19 protein-coding genes and 2 pseudogenes are annotated in these 19,863 nt (G+C 62.5%); 10 read left to right on the top strand and 11 right to left on the bottom strand.

Annotated elements, in window-relative coordinates; all coding sequences use genetic code 11:
* Positions 1-331 precede the first annotated feature (331 nt).
* Positions 332-1,645 (top strand): MFS transporter, encoded by a 1,314-nt coding sequence (locus tag H928_RS0120940; protein WP_021028252.1) that lies wholly within the window; start codon positions 332-334, stop codon positions 1,643-1,645.
* Positions 1,646-1,742: 97 nt separating this feature from the next.
* Here the strand turns inward: H928_RS0120940 and H928_RS29095 are convergent, their stop codons facing one another.
* Positions 1,743-2,864: an EAL domain-containing protein gene (locus H928_RS29095; RefSeq protein WP_021028251.1), complete on the bottom strand. Its 1,122-nt coding sequence runs from the start codon at positions 2,862-2,864 to the stop codon at positions 1,743-1,745.
* A gap of 232 nt (positions 2,865-3,096) precedes the next feature.
* Positions 3,097-3,903, bottom strand: coding sequence for a ferritin-like domain-containing protein (locus tag H928_RS0120930; protein ID WP_021028250.1), 807 nt, complete (start codon positions 3,901-3,903; stop codon positions 3,097-3,099).
* Between the two features lie 114 nt (positions 3,904-4,017).
* Here H928_RS0120930 and H928_RS0120925 point away from each other — a divergent pair, with 114 nt between their 5' ends.
* Entirely contained in the window at positions 4,018-4,545 is a 528-nt protein-coding gene (locus tag H928_RS0120925) for a gamma carbonic anhydrase family protein (protein ID WP_027011201.1), read from the top strand.
* A 68-nt stretch (positions 4,546-4,613) separates the two neighbouring features.
* Positions 4,614-5,603, top strand: coding sequence for an Hsp33 family molecular chaperone HslO (locus H928_RS0120920; RefSeq protein WP_021028248.1), 990 nt, complete (start codon positions 4,614-4,616; stop codon positions 5,601-5,603).
* Positions 5,604-5,625: 22 nt separating this feature from the next.
* Here H928_RS0120920 and H928_RS0120915 read toward each other — a convergent pair whose 3' ends face one another.
* The 6 genes from H928_RS0120915 to H928_RS0120890 form a co-directional block, all read right to left on the bottom strand.
* On the bottom strand, positions 5,626-6,162 hold the full coding sequence (locus H928_RS0120915) for a hypothetical protein (RefSeq protein ID WP_148293253.1): 537 nt from the start codon (positions 6,160-6,162) through the stop codon (positions 5,626-5,628).
* A gap of 111 nt (positions 6,163-6,273) precedes the next feature.
* Entirely contained in the window at positions 6,274-6,552 is a 279-nt protein-coding gene (locus H928_RS0120910) for a septum formation initiator family protein (RefSeq protein WP_021028246.1), read from the bottom strand.
* Between the two features lie 60 nt (positions 6,553-6,612).
* On the bottom strand, positions 6,613-7,899 hold the full coding sequence (eno, locus tag H928_RS0120905) for a phosphopyruvate hydratase (protein WP_021028245.1): 1,287 nt from the start codon (positions 7,897-7,899) through the stop codon (positions 6,613-6,615).
* A 98-nt stretch (positions 7,900-7,997) separates the two neighbouring features.
* Positions 7,998-8,288, bottom strand: a complete 291-nt coding sequence (locus H928_RS0120900) for a DUF1330 domain-containing protein (RefSeq protein ID WP_021028244.1) — start codon at positions 8,286-8,288, stop codon at positions 7,998-8,000.
* A complete protein-coding gene (kdsA, locus tag H928_RS0120895; RefSeq protein ID WP_021028243.1) occupies positions 8,289-9,146 on the bottom strand; it encodes a 3-deoxy-8-phosphooctulonate synthase in 858 nt (285 codons plus the stop codon). It lies immediately after the preceding gene.
* Between the two features lie 111 nt (positions 9,147-9,257).
* A complete protein-coding gene (locus H928_RS0120890) occupies positions 9,258-10,913 on the bottom strand; it encodes a CTP synthase (protein WP_021028242.1) in 1,656 nt (551 codons plus the stop codon).
* 189 nt (positions 10,914-11,102) lie between these two features.
* Between H928_RS0120890 and coaBC the strand changes: the two genes are divergently transcribed.
* A complete protein-coding gene (gene coaBC, locus H928_RS0120885) occupies positions 11,103-12,317 on the top strand; it encodes a bifunctional phosphopantothenoylcysteine decarboxylase/phosphopantothenate--cysteine ligase CoaBC (protein ID WP_021028241.1) in 1,215 nt (404 codons plus the stop codon).
* 58 nt (positions 12,318-12,375) lie between these two features.
* Here the strand turns inward: coaBC and H928_RS29090 are convergent.
* The 3 genes and pseudogenes from H928_RS29090 to H928_RS0120870 all read right to left on the bottom strand — a co-directional run bounded on the left by H928_RS29090 (position 12,376) and on the right by H928_RS0120870 (position 14,598).
* A pseudogene (locus tag H928_RS29090) lies at positions 12,376-13,402 on the bottom strand (Ldh family oxidoreductase).
* 12 nt (positions 13,403-13,414) lie between these two features.
* Positions 13,415-13,999, bottom strand: coding sequence for a peroxidase-related enzyme (locus H928_RS0120875; RefSeq protein WP_021028240.1), 585 nt, complete (start codon positions 13,997-13,999; stop codon positions 13,415-13,417).
* Positions 14,000-14,088: 89 nt separating this feature from the next.
* Positions 14,089-14,598: a DUF192 domain-containing protein gene (locus H928_RS0120870; RefSeq protein WP_021028239.1), complete on the bottom strand. Its 510-nt coding sequence runs from the start codon at positions 14,596-14,598 to the stop codon at positions 14,089-14,091.
* Between the two features lie 250 nt (positions 14,599-14,848).
* Between H928_RS0120870 and icd the strand changes: the two genes are divergently transcribed.
* The 6 genes and pseudogenes from icd to H928_RS33730 form a co-directional block, all read left to right on the top strand.
* Positions 14,849-16,114, top strand: coding sequence for an NADP-dependent isocitrate dehydrogenase (icd, locus tag H928_RS0120865; protein ID WP_021028238.1), 1,266 nt, complete (start codon positions 14,849-14,851; stop codon positions 16,112-16,114).
* 61 nt (positions 16,115-16,175) lie between these two features.
* Entirely contained in the window at positions 16,176-16,814 is a 639-nt protein-coding gene (locus H928_RS0120860; protein ID WP_043341364.1) for a trimeric intracellular cation channel family protein, read from the top strand.
* A gap of 31 nt (positions 16,815-16,845) precedes the next feature.
* Positions 16,846-17,397 (top strand): DUF1439 domain-containing protein, encoded by a 552-nt coding sequence (locus H928_RS0120855; RefSeq protein WP_021028236.1) that lies wholly within the window; start codon positions 16,846-16,848, stop codon positions 17,395-17,397.
* A 133-nt stretch (positions 17,398-17,530) separates the two neighbouring features.
* On the top strand, positions 17,531-18,520 hold the full coding sequence (locus H928_RS0120850) for a sulfate ABC transporter substrate-binding protein (protein ID WP_239645038.1): 990 nt from the start codon (positions 17,531-17,533) through the stop codon (positions 18,518-18,520).
* Between the two features lie 72 nt (positions 18,521-18,592).
* Positions 18,593-19,465 (top strand): sulfate ABC transporter permease subunit CysT, encoded by an 873-nt coding sequence (gene cysT / locus H928_RS0120845; protein WP_021028234.1) that lies wholly within the window; start codon positions 18,593-18,595, stop codon positions 19,463-19,465.
* Between the two features lie 12 nt (positions 19,466-19,477).
* Positions 19,478-19,863 (top strand): annotated as a pseudogene (locus tag H928_RS33730) (sulfate ABC transporter permease subunit CysW); the annotation flags it as partial.

The following is a 19,863-nucleotide window of genomic DNA, read 5'->3' as shown; positions in this document are numbered from 1 at the left end:
AGTAATTCAGGGGTTTGCGCCGCCTTTGGCGCAGGCCTCCCGCAGACTGGGAAACGGGGTTTTCCTGCACCGCCGGCAGGGCTAAATCCGGTTGCGGCGCCCGGCGCGCTGCTTGCGACCGATTACAATTCAATGCTGATCTTTATGGTTATTTATGCATTTCATGCATGAATCGACCCCGGTGCAGTCTGTGTTTTCCTGGATTTGCCCGCTTTTCTGTCTCGCACGCCTGCTTCTCTGGCCGCACCGTTGCAAAGATCATTCTCCGTTCTCGTTATTGCATCTAGCCGTGTTGCTGCCGGCTGTGCCTCGTGTTTTTTAGGATTTTTGCGTGCAATCTACTGCTGTATCCAAGCGAAATATTCTGGCCGCTGTCATTGGCAATGCGCTCGAATGGTATGACTTTCTGGTCTTTGCCTTCATGACGCCCATTGTGGCCAAGCTGTTCTTCCCCTCCAACCCCAACGATCCCAGCGATGACCTCAACCGCATCCTGATGACCACGGCCGTGTTTGGCGTGGGCTTCTTCATGCGCCCAGTCGGCGGCATTCTGCTGGGCCTGTACGGCGACCGCAAGGGCCGCAAGGCGGCGATGGTGATGGTCACCGGCATCATGGCCGTGGCCATTGCACTGATCACCTTTGCGCCCACCTATGAGGGCGTAGGTATCTGGGCGCCGATCTTCATCGTGCTGGCGCGCCTGCTGCAAGGTTTTGCCGCAGGGGGTGAGTTTGGCACCTCGACCGCCTTGCTGATCGAGCTGGCGCCCAAGGGCAAGCGGGGCTTCTATGGCTCCTGGCAGATGACGGGCCAGATGGCGGCGCTGCTGATCGGTGCAGCCGTGGGTACCTTGATCACCGACTTCTTTACCCAGGAGCAGCTGATGTCCTGGGCCTGGCGCATTCCATTCGCCGTGGGCCTGTTGATCGTGCCGGTGGCCATCTATATCCGCCGCCATGTGGAAGAGCCAGAAACCTTTGTGAAGATGCAGGCCGCGCAAAAGGCCGGCACGGTCAAGCAAGTCGGTGTGCTGGAGATGCTGCGCACCCATGCACGTGAAACCCTGGTCGGCATGGGCCTAGTGGTAACGGCCACGGTGTCGATCTACATCACCTTCACCTACCTGGTGACATACTCCACCGTGACCTTGAAGCTGCCGCTGCACGATACCTTCATGGTGCAGATGGCCGGCGCTGCGCTGATGGTGGTGCTGATGCCCTTCATGGGTGCCTGGTCGGACCGTGTGGGCCGCCGCCCCTTGATGATTGGCTCGCTGCTGGGTTATCTGCTGGTGCTGTACCCGCTGTACGCCTGGCTGACCGATGGCCCGACCATTGCCAAGCTGATGACCGTGCAGGTGGTTGTGTGCCTCTTTGTGTCGGTGTTCTTTGGCGTCTTCAGCACGGTGATGGCTGAGCTCTTCCCCGCCAATGTGCGTTCTGTCGGCATGTCCATGGCCTACAACATCGCCGTGATGGTGTTTGGCGGCTTTGCCCAGTTCATCGTGACCTGGCTGATCAAGACCACGGGCTCGACCATGTCGCCTGCCTTCTATGTGATGTTTGGCGTGACCCTGGGTCTGATTGCGGCGTTCTTTATCCGTGAGCGCGCACACGACGACAACCTGGACGGCGAGATGGTCTGATCACCTGGCCCAGCACCCGCTGCGGTGTGGGCAACGGTGCCAAAAAAAAGCCCGGTGCTGCATCAGCATCGGGCTTTTTATCTGGGGGCTATGTAGCCTAGGCCAGCACGGGCAGCAAGGCCTGCCACTCCTGCGCCAGCAGGCACGCCGATGGGGCCAGCGCGCCGGGCAGCAGCTGGTTGGCGGATTGCGCAACGCCCATGCCCAAAATATGGCCGAGCAGCAAGGCGCCGGCCACCAGTTGCAGGTTGCCGGCGGGCACTTGCGGCCACTGCGCCTGGGCCTTGGCTGCCAGCTCTGCGCTCAGGCGCGGGTAGAGCTTTTCGCAGTGCTGGATCTGGGGCAGCTGCGGAATCTTGGCCGCCACGGCCTGCAGCATGGTCTCCCAGGCCTTGAGGTGCTCGGCCGGGTAGGCCTGGACCAGCTCGGGCAAGGACAGGTAGGGCGCGCGCGCCTCCAGGTTTTGCGACTGCGCCATGCGCAGCAGATTGAATAGCAGGGCGGGGCGGTGCTGCAGCAGCTCGACCAGGGTGGCGGTATCGGCCTTGTTGTTCAGCGCCTGCGCCAGTGCGGCGACATCGGCGGTGCTGGGCAGCACGACCCGGGCGGGAATGGGCTCGGGCCGGCTGACCGCATAGCCTTGGAGCAGATGGGCCTTGTTCTCCTGCGCCAATTGCAGCTGCGCAGCGGACTCGATCTTGTCGGCGATCAAGGTGGCCCCAGAGATGCGGCGCGCCCACTGCAGCATCAGTACCGCGCGCTCGGCAGACAGCACCGAGAAATCGATCTTCAGGTAGTTGACCAGGTCGTGCCAGGGCGCGTAGGCCGAATCGAGCACCGAATGGTCGAACGCGAGCGCAAAGCCCTTGGCACGCAAGGCTTCCAGCGCAGGGCGGCGTGCCAGTGCCTCTGACGATGCGGCATGGCCCAGCGACGGGATCTCCAGCACCACCTGGCTTGCAGGCAGCAGATTCAGATGGCTGCCGCGCAGGCTCTCGAACGTGGTGTTCAGAAACAGCAGGCCGTCGCCCAGCAAGGGGGCGGGCTCGATGTGCGAGAGCACGGCATGCGTCAGCGCCAGGTCCGATTCCAGCGTATGGGACGACGCGGTGCGTGAGCGGTTGAATATCTCGTGGCCGATGACGGCACCGTCGGCATCCTTGATCGGCTGCCAGGCAATGGGGGGTGCGGGTGACGTGAACACCATGGCAGCTGCCATGGAGGGGGGTGTTGAAGGAGGCGCGCTCGTGTGTTGCATGTACGGCTGAACCATTGCATGCATCAGTGGTGCCTCACCAGCAACTGGCGCAAGCAATGTCTGCATTTCGTTATCTCGGGATCGACGTGCATTGTCCTTCATATCAGGCATTTCACGCGTCTGTGGAGAGAGTGAACCTGCTGGTTTTGTAGCAAACTGCACACGCTTTTGGCGTATAAAAAGCGTCTGTTTGTTACAGTTGCCCCTGCAGCCAGTCCAACTCGCTCTGGCTGAACCCGGCTTCGCGGCGGGCAGACAGGTTGATCGGCGGGCGGGGGCGAGGTGCCTCGTAGTGGCTCATAAGCCAGCTGTAGTGCCGTTCCGGGTCCAGATCGCGCTGCGCGCAAAGAAACCGGTACCAGTGGTTGCCGATCGCCACGTGACCCACTTCTTCGCGCAGGATGATGTCCAGGATCGCGACTGCCTCCAGGGCGTCTGGCGCAGCCGTTTGTTGCAATTTTGACTGGATCTGGGGAGTTGCATCCAAACCACGGGCCTCCAGGGTGCGGGGCACCAAGGCCATGCGCGCAACGATGTCATCGGCGGTTTTCTCGCACATGGTCCACAGGCCCTGGTGCGCCGGGTAGTCGCCATAGTCATGGCCCCATTTGCGCAAATGGGCGCGCAGCAGCCGGAAATGCCTGGCTTCCTCGCCCGCCACCTGCAGCCAGTCCTGGTAGAAGGCCTCGGGCATGCCGCCATAGCGCCAGATCGCATCGAGCGCCAGGTTGATGGCGTTGAACTCGATATGGGCGATGGCGTGCAGCAAGATGGCGCGGCCCTCGGCCGTGGCGGGCGAGCGCCGGCCCATGGCGGTGTGGACCTTGAGCTCAGGTCTGGCCGGGTGGCCGGGCAGGCTGGTGCCCTCGGGAACAGCCAACTGCGCCTGGGGTGCTATTGAAATAGTGGCTCTTTGCGCATACATGGCAAGGGTGAGCGCGGATTTTTCCTCGGCATCGGCCACACACAGGGCCTGCAAGGCACATTGACGTAATTCCATCCCTACAATTATGAGGCTGGCGCCCCCATGGCGGCGTGCAAGGCAGGCATGGCCCGCGCTGCTGCGAACACCAAGGGGGTGCTTGACCCAGAACCATAACCCGATGGAGACATGATGGCGAAATATGAACTCGATGGTGTGCAGCCGCAGGTTGCCGCCTCGGCATGGATTGCAGACAGCGCGCAGGTGATCGGCCGCGTGGAGATGGCCGCAGGCAGCAGTGTGTGGTTTGGTGCCATCCTGCGTGGGGACAATGACCCGATCCGCATTGGCGAGGGCAGCAATATCCAGGACGGCAGTGTGCTGCACACCGACAAGGGCAAGCCCCTGGACATCGGCAAGCACGTCACCATCGGCCATAACGTCATCTTGCATGGCTGCACGATTGGCGATGCGTCGCTGATCGGCATGGGCGCCATTGTGCTCAACGGTGCCAAAATCGGCCGCCATTGCCTGGTGGGTGCTGGCGCGGTGGTGACCGAGAACAAGGAGTTTCCTGAAGGCAGCTTGATTGTGGGCAGCCCCGCCAAGGTGGTGCGCCAGTTGAGCCAGGAGCAGATCGAGGGACTGCGGCGCAGCGCAGAGGGCTATATGGCCAATGCGCGGCGTTTCAAATCGGGTCTGCGAAAATTGCCGGATTGAGGCGCTGTGGCCCCGGGTGTGAAGCCCGGGCGCAGCAGGCCTGCATGTATTGAATTGGAAGAATTACAGTGTCTGAACTGCATAAATTTTTGTTTGATGGGCTGCCCGTGCGGGGAGCCATTGTTCGACTGACCGATGCCTGGCAAGAGATCTTGCAGCGCCGCGCAGTCAATACCAGTACCGGCCCGTACCCGCTGCCGGTGCAGGAGATGCTCGGCGAGATGACCGCCGCTGGCGTGCTGATGCAGTCCAACATCAAATTCAACGGCGCGCTGGTGTTCCAGATCTCGGGCGATGGCCCGGTGAAGCTGGCCGTCACCGAGGTACTGACCAACCTGAGCGTGCGCTCCACTGTCACGATGATTGGTGATCTGCCCGCCGATGCGACCTTGACCGATATGGTCAATGTGCATAGCAAGGGCCGCTGCGCGATCACCCTGGACCCCAAGGACAAGCAACCCGGCCAGCAGCCCTACCAGGGCGTGGTGCCGCTGGTCGATGTGGATGGCCAGCCGCTCGAGAGCATGGCCGCCATCTTGCAGCAGTACATGCGCCAGTCCGAGCAGCTCGACACCGTGCTGGTGCTGGCAGCCAACGACAAGGTGGCCGCTGGCCTCATCGTGCAGCGCATGCCGATCAAGGGCGAGGCCAATCTGGCAGCGGGTGCGCAGAATACCGAAGAGGTCGACCAGATCGGCCTCAACGAAGAGTACAACCGCATCGCCCACCTGGCGGCCAGCCTGACCCGCGATGAGCTGCTGAACCTCGACGTCGAGACCATCCTGCACCGCCTGTTCTGGGAAGAAAAGCTGCTGCGCTTTGTCCCTGAAGACGGCGAAGGCGGCCCGCACTTTGCCTGCACCTGCAGCCGCGAGCGCGTGGGCAATATGCTGCGCAGCCTGGGCCAGGAAGAGTCCGACAGCATTCTGGAAGAGCAGGGCATGATCGAGGTGGGCTGCGAATTCTGTGGCCAGCAGTACCGCTTTGATGCGGTCGATGTGGCTCATCTGTTTACCGAGCGCGGCAATGACCCGCCGGCCTCCAACCTGATGCAGTGATGCCGGGCGCCGCTGGCCGCGCTTAGCTGGCTGGCGGTGTGATCAGGCCCTGAAACAGGCGCAGCTCGCAATCGGGGTCGCTGCATTTTTCGCAGTTCCAGCGCGCACGCGCGCCGGGGTTGCTCTGCCGCAATGCCATGCGCAAGGCCTGCAGGCCCGGCGCCAGGGGGAACCAGTTGCACAGCGCCGCAAGTGCTTCCTGCTCCAGCCGGTGCCCCTGGCTGAACAACAATTGAAACGCCTGCCCCTGGGCCACCAGGTGCAGGCGTGCTTGCATCAGCAGGGTCTGCGCCGGATCGGTTTGGCTGGCGCTGTCACGCATTGGTGGCGCCAGCAGCAGCACGGCGTCATGCCGCGCCAGGACAGCGGCTGGCATATCTGACGTTGGCGAGGCGGTGAGTTGCGCAAAGCTGCAGGCCTGCAGCACCCATGCCGGGGGCGATGCCGTATCGCCCTGTGCCAGATAATGCGCCAGTTGCTGCGCGAGTTGTGCTGCATCCTCACACGCTGCCGAGGCCAGATAGACCGTCGGTGGCAAGCCCTGGGGGCTAGGCATCATGGCAGAGGAGGGCGTCGCAGGCATGGCGGCGATGATAAGGCCAAAGCCGGGGGCGGGCGACAAAAAAGCGCCTCCGAAGAGGCGCTTGCTGGGGCTGGGGGCTGCGCTGCTTTATTTGCGCGTGTACTGCACAAACACTTCATTGGGCTTGACCATGCCCAGCTCATTGCGGGCCTTGCCTTCGACCATGTCCATGCCCTGCTTGAGGTCGTTGACCTCGGTCTCCAGGCGCACGTTCTCGCGTGTGGCCGCTTCGTTCTCTGTTTTCTGCGTGGCGATTTGCTGCTTCATGTCCTTGACGTAGGGCACGCTGCCGCGCCCACTCCAGAGCTGGGCATGGATGCTGACCAAAATGGCCAGCAGCACAAAGGGAACAATGCGAGAGATCATGGCAAACAGGGCTCGAAAGGGCTGGCGGGGCAGGGCCTGAGGCCATGCCCCGCAGCAGGCTTAGCGCAGATTGTAGAAGGCGGCGCGGCCAGGGTACACGGCCACTTCGCCCAGGTCTTCTTCAATGCGCAGCAGCTGGTTGTACTTGGCCATGCGGTCCGAACGGCTCAGCGACCCGGTCTTGATCTGGCCCGCGTTCAAGCCCACGGCGATGTCGGCGATGGTGCTGTCTTCGGTCTCGCCCGAGCGGTGCGAGATCACGGCGGTGTAGCCGGCGCGCTTGGCCATCTCGATGGCGGCAAAGGTTTCGCTCAAGGTGCCGATCTGGTTGATCTTGATCAGGATGGAGTTGGCGATGCCCTTGTCGATGCCTTCCTTGAGGATCTTGGTGTTCGTCACGAACAGGTCGTCACCCACCAGCTGTACCTTCTTGCCCAGGCGCTCGGTCAGCACCTTCCAGCCATCCCAGTCGCCTTCGTGCATGCCGTCTTCGATGGAGATGATGGGGTACTTGTCGCACCAGGCGGCCAGCATGTCGGTCCATTGCTCGGCCGTCAGGCTGATGCCGCCTTCGCCTTCGAGCACGTACTTGCCGTCCTTGTAGAACTCGGAGGCAGCGCAGTCCAGCGCCAGGGCGATCTGCTCGCCGGCGGTGTAGCCGGCCTGGTCGATGGCTTCGAGGATCAGCTGGATGGCGGCTTCATGGTTCTCGACCGATGGCGCAAAACCGCCTTCGTCACCCACGGCGGTCGGCATGCCACGGCTGTCGATGATCTTTTTGAGCGCGTGGAACACTTCTGCACCCCAGCGCAGCGCTTCGCGGAAGCTCGGCGCGCCCACGGGCACGATCATGAACTCTTGCAGGTCCAGCGAGTTGTTGGCGTGGGCGCCGCCGTTGATGACGTTCATCATCGGCACGGGCAGCTGCACACCGCCCATGCCGCCAAAGTAGCGGTACAGCGGCAGACCGGCTTCTTCGGCAGCGGCGCGGGCCACGGCCATCGACACGGCCAGCATGGCATTGGCGCCCAGGCGGCTCTTGTTGTCGGTGTTGTCCAGGTCGATCAGGGTCTTGTCCAGGAAGGCCTGCTCGGCGGCATCCAGGCCCAGAATGGCTTCGGAGATTTCGGTATTGATGTGCTCGACGGCCTTGAGCACGCCCTTGCCCAGGTAGCGGCTCTTGTCGCCGTCGCGCAGCTCGATGGCTTCACGCGAGCCGGTGGAGGCGCCCGAGGGGACGGCCGCGCGGCCCATCACACCCGATTCCAGCAATACATCACATTCCACGGTGGGGTTGCCACGCGAATCCAGAATTTCGCGGCCAACGATATCAACAATTGCACTCACTTTAGAGCCTTTCAGAGATTGAGAAAAGGGTTGGTGCGCTGCAAACGGGTGGACTGCAACTGCACGGAATCAAGGGGTTTGGCAGGGCGATGCAGCGCTTAAACGCCTTCGACCAGCACCATGCGCATGATGGCAGCGCCGGCACGTGCCTCGCGCGCCTTGCTGTATTCGGGGGAGTCGTAAAAACGGCGGGCTTGCTCGCTGTCCTTGAACTTCAGGATCACGGTGCGACCGGGGTTCCAGTCGCCCTCGATCACCTCGACCTTGCCGCCGCGTACGCATACCTCGGCGCCATAGGTTTGCATGGCGATGGTGCTGTACTTGCGGTACTCCTCGTACTGCTCGGGGTTGGTGACGGTGACCGATGCAATGATGTATGCGCTTGGCATTTAAGCTCCAAAATTGTTTTCCAGGAAACCGTTCTTCTTGGTGATGCTGTCCAGCGCCACCATGGTTTCGAGCAAGGCCTTCATGTGCTTGAGCGGCACGGCATTGGGGCCATCGCTCAGGGCGTTGCAGGGGTCGGGATGGGTTTCCATGAACACGCCAGCGACGCCCACAGCAATCGCTGCACGGGCCAGCACGGGCACCATCTCGCGCATGCCGCCACTCGACGTGCCATTGCCGCCGGGCAGCTGCACGCTGTGCGTGGCGTCAAACACCACGGGCGCATTGGTTTCGCGCATGATGGCGAGCGAGCGCATGTCGCTCACCAGGTTGTTGTAGCCAAAGCTGGCACCGCGTTCGCAGGCCATGAAGCTGTCTTCGGGCAGACCCACTTCCTTGGCGGCAGCGCGGGCCTTGTCGATGACATTCTTCATGTCATGCGGGGCCAGAAACTGGCCCTTCTTGATATTCACGGGCTTGCCCGATTGCGCGACCGCACGGATGAAGTCGGTCTGGCGGCACAGGAACGCGGGGGTCTGCAGCACATCGACGATGCTGGCCACGTAGGGCACTTCGGCTTCGGTGTGCACATCGGTGAGGATGGGCACATTCAGCTCTTTTTTCACCTTGGCCAGAATCTCCAGGCCCTTTTCCATGCCGGGGCCGCGAAAGCTCGTGCCCGAGCTGCGGTTGGCCTTGTCAAAGCTGCTCTTGAAGATAAAGGGGATGCCCAGGCTGGACGTCATTTCCTTGAGCTGTCCGGCCACATCCATCTGCAGCTGCTCGGACTCGACCACGCAGGGGCCGGCGATCAGGAAAAACGGTTTATCAAGCCCGATATCAAATCCGCACAATTGCATGGACGGTGTTCCTTAAGGATGGGGTGAGAGCAAAGACGCCATGAAAAACGCAGCGTTGGTGGATGCTTTGTTTGTCATGGCTTCTGTGTGTGCCGCAGCGTGGCCGCAATTTTACTTGGCTGCCTGCTTCTTGCGATCGACTGCCGCCTTGATGAAGGCATTGAACAGCGGATGGCCGGCCCAGGGGGTGGACTTGAACTCGGGGTGGAACTGCACACCGATGAACCAGGGGTGCACCGCCTTGGGCAGCTCGACAATCTCGGTCAGGTGCTCGCGCTGGGTCAGCGCCGAGATCACCAGGCCCGCCTTGCGCAGCTGGTCCAGGTACTGGGTGTTGGCCTCGTAGCGGTGGCGGTGGCGCTCGGTCACTACATCGCCATAGATGCTGTGGGCCAGCGAGTCCTTTTGCACATCGGACGATTGCGCGCCCAGGCGCATCGTGCCACCCAGGTCCGAGTTCTCGTCGCGGGTCTTGATGGTGCCGTCGGCATCCTTCCACTCGGTGATCAGCGCGATCACAGGGTGGGGGGTCTGGCGGTCGAACTCGGTGGAGTTGGCGTTGTCCAGGCCCGCCACATGGCGGGCGTATTCGATGGTCGCCACCTGCATGCCCAGGCAGATACCCAGGTAGGGCACCTTGCCTTCGCGGGCAAACTTGGCCGTCGAGATCTTGCCTTCGACACCGCGCGAGCCAAAGCCGCCGGGCACCAGGATGCCGTCATAGCTCTTGAGCAGCTCGGCCGCATCGCTGTCATGGATGGTTTCCGAATCCACGTGCGTGATCTTGACGCGCACATGGTTTTGCATGCCAGCGTGCTTGAGCGCTTCGTTGACGGACTTGTAGGCGTCCGACAGCTCGACATACTTGCCCACCATCGCGATGGCCACTTCGCCCTTGGGGTGCTCGGTCTCGTAGACCAGGTCATCCCAGCGCTTGAGGTTGGCCGGTGGCGTGTTCAGGCGCAGCTTGTCGCAGATGAGGCCATCGAGGCCCTGCTCGTGCAGCATGCGCGGCACCTTGTAGATGGTGTCCACATCCCACATGCTGATGACGCCCCAGGACTGGACGTTGGTGAACAAGGAGATCTTGTCACGCTCTTCCTCAGGGACGGCATGCTGGGCGCGGCACAGCAGCGCATCGGGCTGGATACCGATTTCGCGCAGCTTTTGCACCGTGTGCTGGGTGGGCTTGGTCTTGAGCTCGCCGGCCGCTGCAATGTAGGGCAGGTAGGTCAGGTGCACAAAGGCCGAGTTGTTCGGGCCGAGCTTGAGCGACAGCTGGCGCACCGCTTCCAGGAAGGGCAGCGACTCGATATCGCCGACCGTGCCGCCGATTTCGCAGATGGCGACATCGACTGCGTGGTCGGTGCCGATGCCGGCGCCGCGCTTGACGTATTCCTGGATCTCGTTGGTGATGTGCGGGATGACCTGCACGGTCTTGCCCAGGTAATCACCACGGCGCTCTTTTTCAAGAACGCTTTGGTAGATACGGCCGGTCGTGAAGTTGTTGGTCTGGCGCATGCGCGTTTCGATGAAACGCTCATAGTGGCCCAGGTCCAGGTCGGTCTCGGCGCCATCGTCCGTCACAAACACTTCGCCGTGCTGGAAGGGGGACATGGTGCCCGGATCCACGTTGATGTAGGGATCCAGCTTGATCAGGGTGACTTTGAGTCCGCGCGATTCCAAAATCGCTGCAAGGGAGGCTGAGGCGATTCCCTTGCCCAGGGAAGACACCACACCGCCAGTAACGAAGACAAATTTGGTCATGTCTTTTAGGGAGGTGGGAAATTCTGATTATAAAGGCGTATGCCCGCCTGTGCGGACAGCTGCGGTAAATGGGCTTCAACGGCCACGGGTTTGCGGCGCAGCAACCGCCGCCAACATAGCCGCTCTGCCACTGCTCTCTTGTCTGCTGCAGTGCAGCGGCCGCGCTGTGCCTCTGCTACATTGGCGGGCATGAACCAGCTCCATGGAAAACATATTGTCCTCGGCATGTCGGGTGGCGTTGCCGCATTCAAGTCTGCCGAGCTGTGCCGCCGACTGACCAAGGCGGGCGCGACCGTGCAGGTGGTCATGACCGAGTCGGCCACCCAGTTCATGACGCCCGTCACCATGCAGGCGCTCTCCAACCGCCCGGTTTATACCTCGCAGTGGGATGCGCGCGAGCACAACAATATGCCGCACATCAACCTGAGCCGCGAGGCCGATGCGATTGTCGTGGCGCCTTGCAGCGCCGACTTTATCGCCCGCCTGGTGCAAGGCCGCGCCGATGAGCTGCTGAGCCTGTTGTGCCTGGCGCGGCCCATTGATACCGTGCCCTTGATCCTGGCCCCCGCGATGAACCGCGAGATGTGGGCCCACCCCGCCACGCAACGCAACCTGCGCCAGGTGCAGGCCGATGGTGCCGTGGTGCTGGGCGTGGGCAATGGCGACCAGGCCTGCGGCGAGACTGGCGACGGCCGCATGCTGGAGGCCGCCGAGATTGAGGAAGAGCTGCAGTATTTTTTCAGCGCCAAGGCGCTGGCAGGCAAAAAACTGCTGATCACCGCCGGCCCCACGTTTGAAGCGATTGACCCGGTGCGGGGCATCACCAACCTCTCGAGCGGCAAGATGGGCTTTGCGATCGCGCGCGCCGCTCAGGCTGCTGGCGCCGAGGTCACCCTGGTAGCCGGCCCCGTGCATGTGCCCACGCCGCGCGGCGTGCGCCGCATCGATGTGCAATCGGCGCAAGACATGCTGCAGGCAGTGCTGGCCAGCGTTGAAGGCGCCGATGTGTTTGTCGCCACCGCTGCAGTGGCCGACTGGCGCCCAGCCCACGCGGCGGATCAGAAGATCAAAAAAGACGGCAGTGGCGAGGTGCCGCAACTGGCCTTTGTCGAGAATCCGGACATTCTGGCCACGGTCGCGCAGCTGCCTCGCGCCAAAAGCGGTGCTCTGTACTGCGTGGGTTTTGCCGCGGAGAGCGAAAACCTGTTGGCTAATGCCCAGGCCAAGCGCCTGCGCAAGCAGATTCCGCTCTTGGTTGGCAATATTGGCCCCGCCACCTTTGGCAAGGACGATAACGCCTTGCTGTTGGTGGACGCGCAAGGCCACAAGGAGCTGCCCCATGCCAGCAAGGCAGTCTTGGGCGAGCAGCTGGTCGCCGAGATTGCCAAGCGCATCGCGCGCTAGTCCATCCTAAAGCGCATCACACCGCAGCCGCCACCATAGGGCAGCTGTTTGATTTGCCTCAGTCCAACAAGGCCAGGATCTCGTCGTGCAGTTGGCGCGGTAGGCGGATGCCTTGCTGCGCACTCAAAGCCCGCGCGGCATAGCGCCGCTCGGAGGGCAGGCGTGCCCCTTGGCCTTTGATCGCGGCAAACAGGGCCTCGGCACGCGCCTGGTGGCCGGGCCAGTCTTCGCCAGCAAAGCGTTCAGGGTCAAAAGCCAGCACCAGGTGGCCATGGCAGGGCATGCCGCCGGCACCGGCGTCCAGCGCCATCGATTCCTGGCTGCCCAGATCTCCAATCAGCATGCCGGCCATCAACTCGACCATGGTGGCCAGGGCCGAGCCCTTGTGGCCGCCAAAAGGTGCGCATCGCGCCCTGGGCCACGGCGGCCGGGTCGGTCGATGGCTGGCCCTGCGCATCGATGCCCACGCCTTCGGGCAGCGGGGTGCCGGCGCGGCGGTGCAGGTCCAGATCGCCGCGCGCAATGGCGCTGGTGGCGAAGTCAAATACATAAGGGTAGGGGCCCGGCCGGGGCCAGCCAAAGGCGATCGGGTTGGTGCCAAACACCCCTTTGCTGCCGCCGGCCGGGGCGACCCAGGCATGGCTGGGTGTCATCACCAGCGCGGCCAGGCCTTGGTCGGTGAGCATCTCCACCTCCGGCCACAGCGCCGTGAAGTGGCAGCAGTGGTTGATCACCAAGGCGCCCATACCCAGCTTGCGCGTGGCTGCCACCAAGGGCGGCAGGCCCACTTCCAGCGCCCAGGGCGAGAAGCCGCGCTGGGCATTAACCCGGGTGATCGCGCCTTGCGTGGGCTGCAGCAGAGGAGGGGCTTGCAGGTCCACCAGGCCGGTGCGGATGGTCTGGGCCGCGCTCAGGATGCGGTAGGCGCCATGGCTTTGGCAGGCATCGCGCTGGCCTGCGACCACGATGCGGGCAATGGCCTGGGCATGGTCTGCGCTCAAGCCCAGGTGCTGCAATACCTGCAGCGCCAAGAGGTGCAGGTCGCTCTCGCTGATCAGCAGGCAGTCTTCTTGTCCTTGATCCATTCTTTTGCCGCCTCAGGCCTTGCTGCGGGGAATGCGGCCCATCAGATAGAACTCGTCATTGGGCTGCATGCCGGCAAAGCTGGCCATGCGGTTGCTCAGGCCAAAGAAGGCGGTGATGGCCGCAATGTCCCAGATGTCTTCGTCATCAAAGCCATGGGTGTGCAGGGCGCTGAAGTCCGCCTCGTCAATCTCCTGCGAGCGGGTGCAGACCTTCATCGCAAAATCCAGCATCGCGCGCTGGCGAGCCGAGATATTCGCCTTGCGGTAGTTGACGGCCAACTGGTCGGCCAGCATCGGGGCCTTTTCGTAGATGCGCACCAGCGCACCATGCGCGACCACGCAGTACAGGCACTCGTTGTGCGCGCTGGTGACGGTGACGATCATCTCGCGCTCGGCCTTGCTCAGGCTGCTTTCCTCGCGCTCCATCAGCGCATCGTGGTAGGCAAAGAAGGCGCGCCATTCGGCCGGGCGGCGTGCAAAGGCCAAAAACACATTGGGGATGAAGCCGGCCTTCTCCTGCACCTGGGCGATGCGGGCCTGGATGTCTTGGGGCAGGCTCTTGAGGTCAGGCAGGGGGTAGCGCGCAGTTGCAGCCATGGTCTTGTCTCCACAGGGTTGTTCTGCGGACCATCATAGAGGCAAGCCCTGCGCTAGGCCTGCCTGTTGGTGACTACTGCAGGGGATGGTCAGTTTGCGCTAAAAGGGCGGCCGCGCAGCTTGGTGCCGGGCGCAATGCCCTTTTGCTTGAACCAGCCCTGGTTCATCTCCAGCACATAGCGCACCGGCTTGCTCGAGCAGTGCGAGTCTTCCGTCATCGGCTGCATATCGGCCAGGTTGACGATGGTGCCGTCGTCACTGACAAAGGCGGCGGTCAGCGGCAGGATGGTGTTCTTCATCCAGAAGCACTGGGTGCCGGGGCGGTCAAACACAAAGAGCATGCCTTCGTTGGCCGGCATCTCCTTGCGGAACATCAGGCCGATTTCCTTCTCGCGTGCCGTCTGCGCCACCTGCGCATGGATGCGGTGCATGCCGGCTGTCAGCTCGGTGCGGGCCAGCTGCATCTGTGGCTCCCCGGTGGGCGCCGCCTGCTGCGCCGCAGCCGGCAAGGCCGCAGCCAGTGCGCAGGCCAGGGCCGATGCGGCAAGGCAGCGCTGAGCGAGGCGGGAAGAACGGATGGCCAAGGGGGTGGGGAACATGGTGGTCAGGACTCTCACAAAGCAGGGTGCACGAGATGTGCCGTGGCGGCGCAGCGCGCCATAGCCGGTTTTATACACCATGCCAGCCTTGCTGCACGCCCGCTGTGCCATGCCCGGTGCCGGGTTCAGATGTCACAGTTTGTGCAGCCGGGCCCGGCCGGTATTTGTCGATAGAATCGTTGGCGGTAACACATGCGCCTGGTGCCTGGTGTGGGGCTGGGCGAAGAATCAGATTGGGAGATTTGTGACAATGCGTGCTCAACATATCCAGCAGCCCGAGGGCGGACAGGCCATCACGGCCAATGCAGACCACAGCCTGTGCGTGCCCGACCAGCCCATCATCCCCTTTATCGAAGGTGATGGCGTGGGCCGCGACATCACGCCGGTGATGCGCAAGGTGGTGGATGCAGCGGTGGCCCAGGCCTATGGCGAGGCCCGCCGCATTGCCTGGATGGAAGTGTTTGCCGGTGACAAGGCAGTTGGCCTGTATGGCGAGGGCCAAAGCCTGCCCCAGGAAACCATGGATGCCATCGGCCAGTACCTGGTTGCCATCAAGGGACCATTGAATACGCCGGTGGGCGGCGGCATCCGCTCGCTCAACGTTACCCTGCGCCAAACGCTGGACCTGTATGTCTGCCTGCGGCCGGTGCGCTACTTTGAGGGCGTGCCTTCGCCAGTGCGCGAGCCGCACAAGACGCATATGGTGATCTTCCGCGAGAACTCCGAAGACATCTATGCCGGTATCGAGTTTGCCGCAGGCTCGGACCTGGCGGTCAAGCTGATCGCCTTCTTGCAGCAGGAGATCGGCTCGCAGAAGATCCGCTTTCCGCAAAGCTCGGGCATCGGCATCAAGCCCGTCTCGCGCGAAGGCACCGAGCGCCTGGTGCGCCAGGCCATCCAGTATGCGATCGACCATGACAAGCCCAGCGTGACCTTGGTGCACAAGGGCAACATCATGAAGTTCACCGAAGGCGCGTTCCGTGACTGGGGCTATGCGCTGGCCAAGAAGGAATTCGGCGCCGAGGTCATCGACGGCGGCCCCTGGATGCGCCTCAAAAGCCCCAAGGATGGCTCCGAGATCATCATCAAGGATGTGATTGCCGATGCCTTCTTGCAGCAGGTGCTGCTGCGCCCGGCCGATTACTCGGTGATTGCCACCCTCAACTTGAATGGCGACTACATCTCGGATGCGGTGGCCGCGCAGGTGGGTGGCATCGGCATTGCGCCGGGTGCCAATCTGTCGGACCGGGTCGCGGTGTTCGAGGCCACGCATGGCACGGCGCCCAAGTATGCGGGCAAGGACTATGTCAACCCCGGCTCGCTGATCCTGTCGGCCGAGATGATGCTGCGCCATATCGGCTGGAGCGAAGCGGCGGACCTGATCATTGCCGCGATGGAGGCCACCATTGCCTCCAAGCGCGTGACCTATGACTTTGCGCGGCTGATGGATGGCGCCACGCAGGTCAGCACCTCGCGCTTTGGCGATGAGATGATCAGCAATATGCAAGCTGCCTGACCTTCCACCGGTGGGGCGCGCATCTGGCCGCGCCCCGCCTCTTACCTTGTTGCCCATGGCCATGGACACACCGCACATCATCGACACTGCGCGCCAGGTGCTGGAGATCGCGGCGACGATTGCGTTTGCGCTGTCCGGGGTGATCAAGGCGGCGCACAAGAAGCTCGATGTCGTCGGCGTCTGCGTGGTGGCCTTTGTGGCCGCGTTTGGCGGCGGCACCTTGCGCGATCTGCTGCTGGACCAGCGGCCCTTTTTCTGGGTGCGGCAGGAGACCTTTGTCTGGGTGATCCTGGGCATCAGCCTGCTGGCCATCGTGTTTTTGCGGCAGCGCCATTTTGCGCTGACCGAGCGCGCCATGCTCTGGCCCGATATGCTGGGTCTGGGCCTGTTTGCCGCGGTGGGTGTGGACATGGCCGCCGAGCAAGGGCTGCCCGCGCTCATTTGCGTGATGATGGGCGTGATCACCGGGGTGTTTGGCGGGGTGTTGCGCGATGTGATGTGCGGCGAGATCCCGCAGGCTTTCCGTGACCACCAGCCGTATGCGGTCTGCGCTTTTGTCGGCGGCTGGGTGGATCTGCTGCTGCGCAGCTCGCCCGTGCCCGAGATGGCGCCGATGCTCGGCTGCGTGTTCGTCACCGCCGGCCTGCGCGCGATTGCGCTGTGGCGGCACTGGCGGCTGCCGAGCTGGCGGGTGGAATAGGCAAGGTTGTAGCAAGAGGAGTTGTGCAGGCATGGGAAAAAAATTTGCATGGTCACTGCTGGCGCTGCTGGCCTTGGTGGGCGCCGCTGCCATCTGGTACCTGGCGGGCAAGACCTATGAAATCCGCATCAGCCAGGCGCAGCTCGAGCAAAAGCTCGCCGAGCGCCTGCCGCTGACCCAGCGCTACCCGCTGGTCTCCGTCACCATGGCGCAGCCCCGGGTGCATTTGAATGAGGACAGCGAGCGGGTCGACTTCGGGCTGAACATGACCGTCACCACCAACACGAGCGGCAGCCAGCTGCTGGGCGCGCAGATCGATGTGTCTTCCTCCTTGCGCTATGACGCCGAGCGCGGCGCGATCTTTCTGGACCAGCCGGTGATGGACAAGCTGGTGGTGCAGGGCCTGGATGAGCGGCGCACGGCGATGGCGCAGGTGGCGCTGGAGGCCGCCATGGCCTCGTACCTGGCCCAGCAACCGATCTACACGCTCAATGCATCGGACACGCGCCAGCGCGTTGCGCGCATGGCGGTGCGAGACATCAAGGTCGACAAGGGCGTGCTCGTCATCATTCTAGGCCTGTGATGCCGCGCTTTTTCTATATTCTCAAAACACCATAAATTAACAAAAATATATTCGTTTGAGTTTTAAGTACAAAAGTCCACAATTTGCTACATCACTTCATACAAACGGGTAGCAGAACATGAAACTGGGTGGATTGAAATCTTTGGTGGTTGCCGCAGCGGTGGTGGCCAGTGGTTCGGTGCTGGCACAAAACCAGCTGCTCAATGTCTCATATGACGTGGCCCGCGAGTTCTACAAGGACTACAACACGGCCTTTATCGCCCATTACAAGAAGACCAAGGGTGTCGACATCAAGGTCGACCAGTCCCATGGTGGCTCGAGCGCCCAGGCGCGTGCCGTGTCCGAAGGCCTCGCCGCCGATGTGGTGACCTTCAACACCACGACCGACGTGGAGTTCCTCGCCGAAAAGGGCGTGGTTGCCAAGGACTGGGCCAAGAAGTTTCCCAACGACGCATCGCCCACCACCTCGACCATGCTGTTTCTGGTGCGCAACGGCAACCCCAAGGGCATCAAGGACTGGGATGACCTGATCAAGCCTGGTGTGCAGGTGGTGGTCGTGAACCCCAAGCTGGGTGGCAATGGCCGCTACGCCTATCTGGCCGCCTGGGGCCAGGCCCGTGAAAAGGGTGGGTCGGACGCCGATGCGCAAGCCTACATCAGCAAGCTCTACAAGAACGTGCCGGTGCTGGCCAAGGGCGGTCGCGATGCGACGGCCGCCTTCTTGCAGCGCAATGTGGGCGATGTGCTGATCACCTTTGAATCCGAAGTGGTCTCCATTGACCGTGAATTTGGCAAGGGCAAGGTCGATCCGGTCTACCCATCGGTGAGCATCACCGCAGAAAACCCGGTCGCCGTGGTCGAACGCACGGTCGAGAAAAAGGGCACGGCCGAGCTGGCCAAGGCCTACCTGGACTTCCTCTACTCCGATGAAGGCCAGGAAATCGCCGCCAACCATGCGATCCGCCCCCGCAGCGAAGCGGTGCTGAAAAAGCACGCCGACGTGTTCAAGCCGATCAAGCAGTTCACCGTGGGCAAGTACTTTGGCAGCCTGGGTGAAGCGCAGAAGACCCATTTCAGCGACGGCGGCTACTTCGACAAGCTGTTCACCGAACCCAAGAAGTGATGAGCCAGCAGCAGCGCCCGCCAGCCGGGCGCTGACTGCGTATTTCCTGTAGATTTTTGCCGATCGGAATCCATGTCAGCTGCCATCACTGCCCCGGCCAACGCCGTGCCCAGTGCCAAACGCCGGAGTGCCAAACGGGTACTGCCAGGCTTTGGGCTCACCCTGGGCTACACCATTTTCTACCTCAGCATCATTGTGCTGATCCCGCTGGCGACCTTGCTGTTCAAGACCTTTGAGCTGACCTGGGACCAGTTCTGGACCACGATCTCCGCCCCCATTGCCGTGGCCGCCTACAAGGTCACCTTCGGCGCCTCACTGATCGCCGCGCTGGTGAACCTGGTGTTTGGCATGCTGATCGCCTGGGTGCTGGTGCGTTACAAGTTTCCGGGCAAGAAGATCGTCGATGCGCTGGTCGATCTGCCTTTTGCGCTGCCCACGGCTGTCGCAGGTATCTCGCTGACCGCCTTGCTGGCCGACAACGGCTGGATTGGCCAGTACTTTGCGCCGTTGGGCATCCAGCTGGTGTTCAACCGCGTGGGTATCGTGTTTGCGCTGATCTTTATTGGCCTGCCGTTTGTGGTGCGCACAGTGCAGCCGGTGCTCGAAGATTTTGAAAAAGAGCTGGAAGAGGCTGCCGGCAGCCTGGGCGCCTCGCGCTGGCAAACCTTTTACAAGGTGATCCTGCCTGCGATCGGGCCCGCCTTGCTGACCGGCTTTGCGATGGCCTTTGCCCGCGCGGTGGGCGAGTATGGCTCGGTCATCTTCGTCTCCAACAACATCCCGATGGAGTCGCAGATCACGCCGTTCGTCATCATGGCCAAGCTGGAGCTGCATGACTATGCCGGTGCCACCGCCATTGCGATGGTGATGCTGGTGATCTCATTTGTGCTGCTGCTTCTCATCAACGGCCTGCAAAGCTGGCAGCGCAAGCGTGCGGGGATTTAAACCATGCCAACCATGTATCTCGTATTGATTGCCATCGTGGTGGTGGTGCTGGGCACGGTGCTGGCGCGCTACCAGTATGTGGCCCGCCATGAGCCCGAAGTGCAAAGCACCGTGACCGAGCCGCGCTGGGTGCGCTGGACCCTGACCGGTATTGCACTGACCTTCATGCTGCTGTTTTTGCTGCTGCCACTGGTGGCCGTGTTTGTCGAGGCGCTGCGCAAGGGTTGGGACACCTATGTGGCAGCGCTCACCGAGCCCGATGCCTGGTCGGCCATCAAGCTGACCTTGATCACTGCGCTGATTGCGGTGCCGCTGAACCTGGTGTTTGGCGTGGCAGCCGCCTGGGCGATTGCCAAGTTCGAGTTCAAGGGCAAGGCCTTGCTGACATCGCTGGTGGA

Source organism: Comamonas sp. B-9 (genome assembly GCF_000410635.1).
Lineage (GTDB): Bacteria > Pseudomonadota > Gammaproteobacteria > Burkholderiales > Burkholderiaceae_C > Comamonas.
Note: the sequence above shows the minus strand (reverse complement) of the source record. Positions and strands in the feature narration are given on the sequence as shown.

Bases quoted from the DNA above. Each gene is read 5' to 3' on its own strand.
- H928_RS29095 (WP_021028251.1), bottom strand. From the start codon at position 2,864: ATGGCAGCTGCCATGGTGTTCACGTCACCCGCACCCCCCATTGCCTGG.
- H928_RS0120925 (WP_027011201.1), top strand. From the start codon at position 4,018: ATGGCGAAATATGAACTCGATGGTGTGCAGCCGCAGGTTGCCGCCTCG.
- H928_RS0120900 (WP_021028244.1), bottom strand. From the start codon at position 8,288: ATGCCAAGCGCATACATCATTGCATCGGTCACCGTCACCAACCCCGAG.
- coaBC (WP_021028241.1), top strand. From the start codon at position 11,103: ATGAACCAGCTCCATGGAAAACATATTGTCCTCGGCATGTCGGGTGGC.
- kdsA (WP_021028243.1), bottom strand. From the start codon at position 9,146: ATGCAATTGTGCGGATTTGATATCGGGCTTGATAAACCGTTTTTCCTG.
- icd (WP_021028238.1), top strand. From the start codon at position 14,849: ATGCGTGCTCAACATATCCAGCAGCCCGAGGGCGGACAGGCCATCACG.
- H928_RS0120915 (WP_148293253.1), bottom strand. From the start codon at position 6,162: ATGATGCCTAGCCCCCAGGGCTTGCCACCGACGGTCTATCTGGCCTCG.
- cysT (WP_021028234.1), top strand. From the start codon at position 18,593: ATGTCAGCTGCCATCACTGCCCCGGCCAACGCCGTGCCCAGTGCCAAA.
- H928_RS0120890 (WP_021028242.1), bottom strand. From the start codon at position 10,913: ATGACCAAATTTGTCTTCGTTACTGGCGGTGTGGTGTCTTCCCTGGGC.
- H928_RS0120930 (WP_021028250.1), bottom strand. From the start codon at position 3,903: ATGGAATTACGTCAATGTGCCTTGCAGGCCCTGTGTGTGGCCGATGCC.
- H928_RS0120910 (WP_021028246.1), bottom strand. From the start codon at position 6,552: ATGATCTCTCGCATTGTTCCCTTTGTGCTGCTGGCCATTTTGGTCAGC.
- H928_RS0120870 (WP_021028239.1), bottom strand. From the start codon at position 14,598: ATGTTCCCCACCCCCTTGGCCATCCGTTCTTCCCGCCTCGCTCAGCGC.
- H928_RS0120860 (WP_043341364.1), top strand. From the start codon at position 16,176: ATGGACACACCGCACATCATCGACACTGCGCGCCAGGTGCTGGAGATC.
- H928_RS0120855 (WP_021028236.1), top strand. From the start codon at position 16,846: ATGGGAAAAAAATTTGCATGGTCACTGCTGGCGCTGCTGGCCTTGGTG.
- H928_RS0120875 (WP_021028240.1), bottom strand. From the start codon at position 13,999: ATGGCTGCAACTGCGCGCTACCCCCTGCCTGACCTCAAGAGCCTGCCC.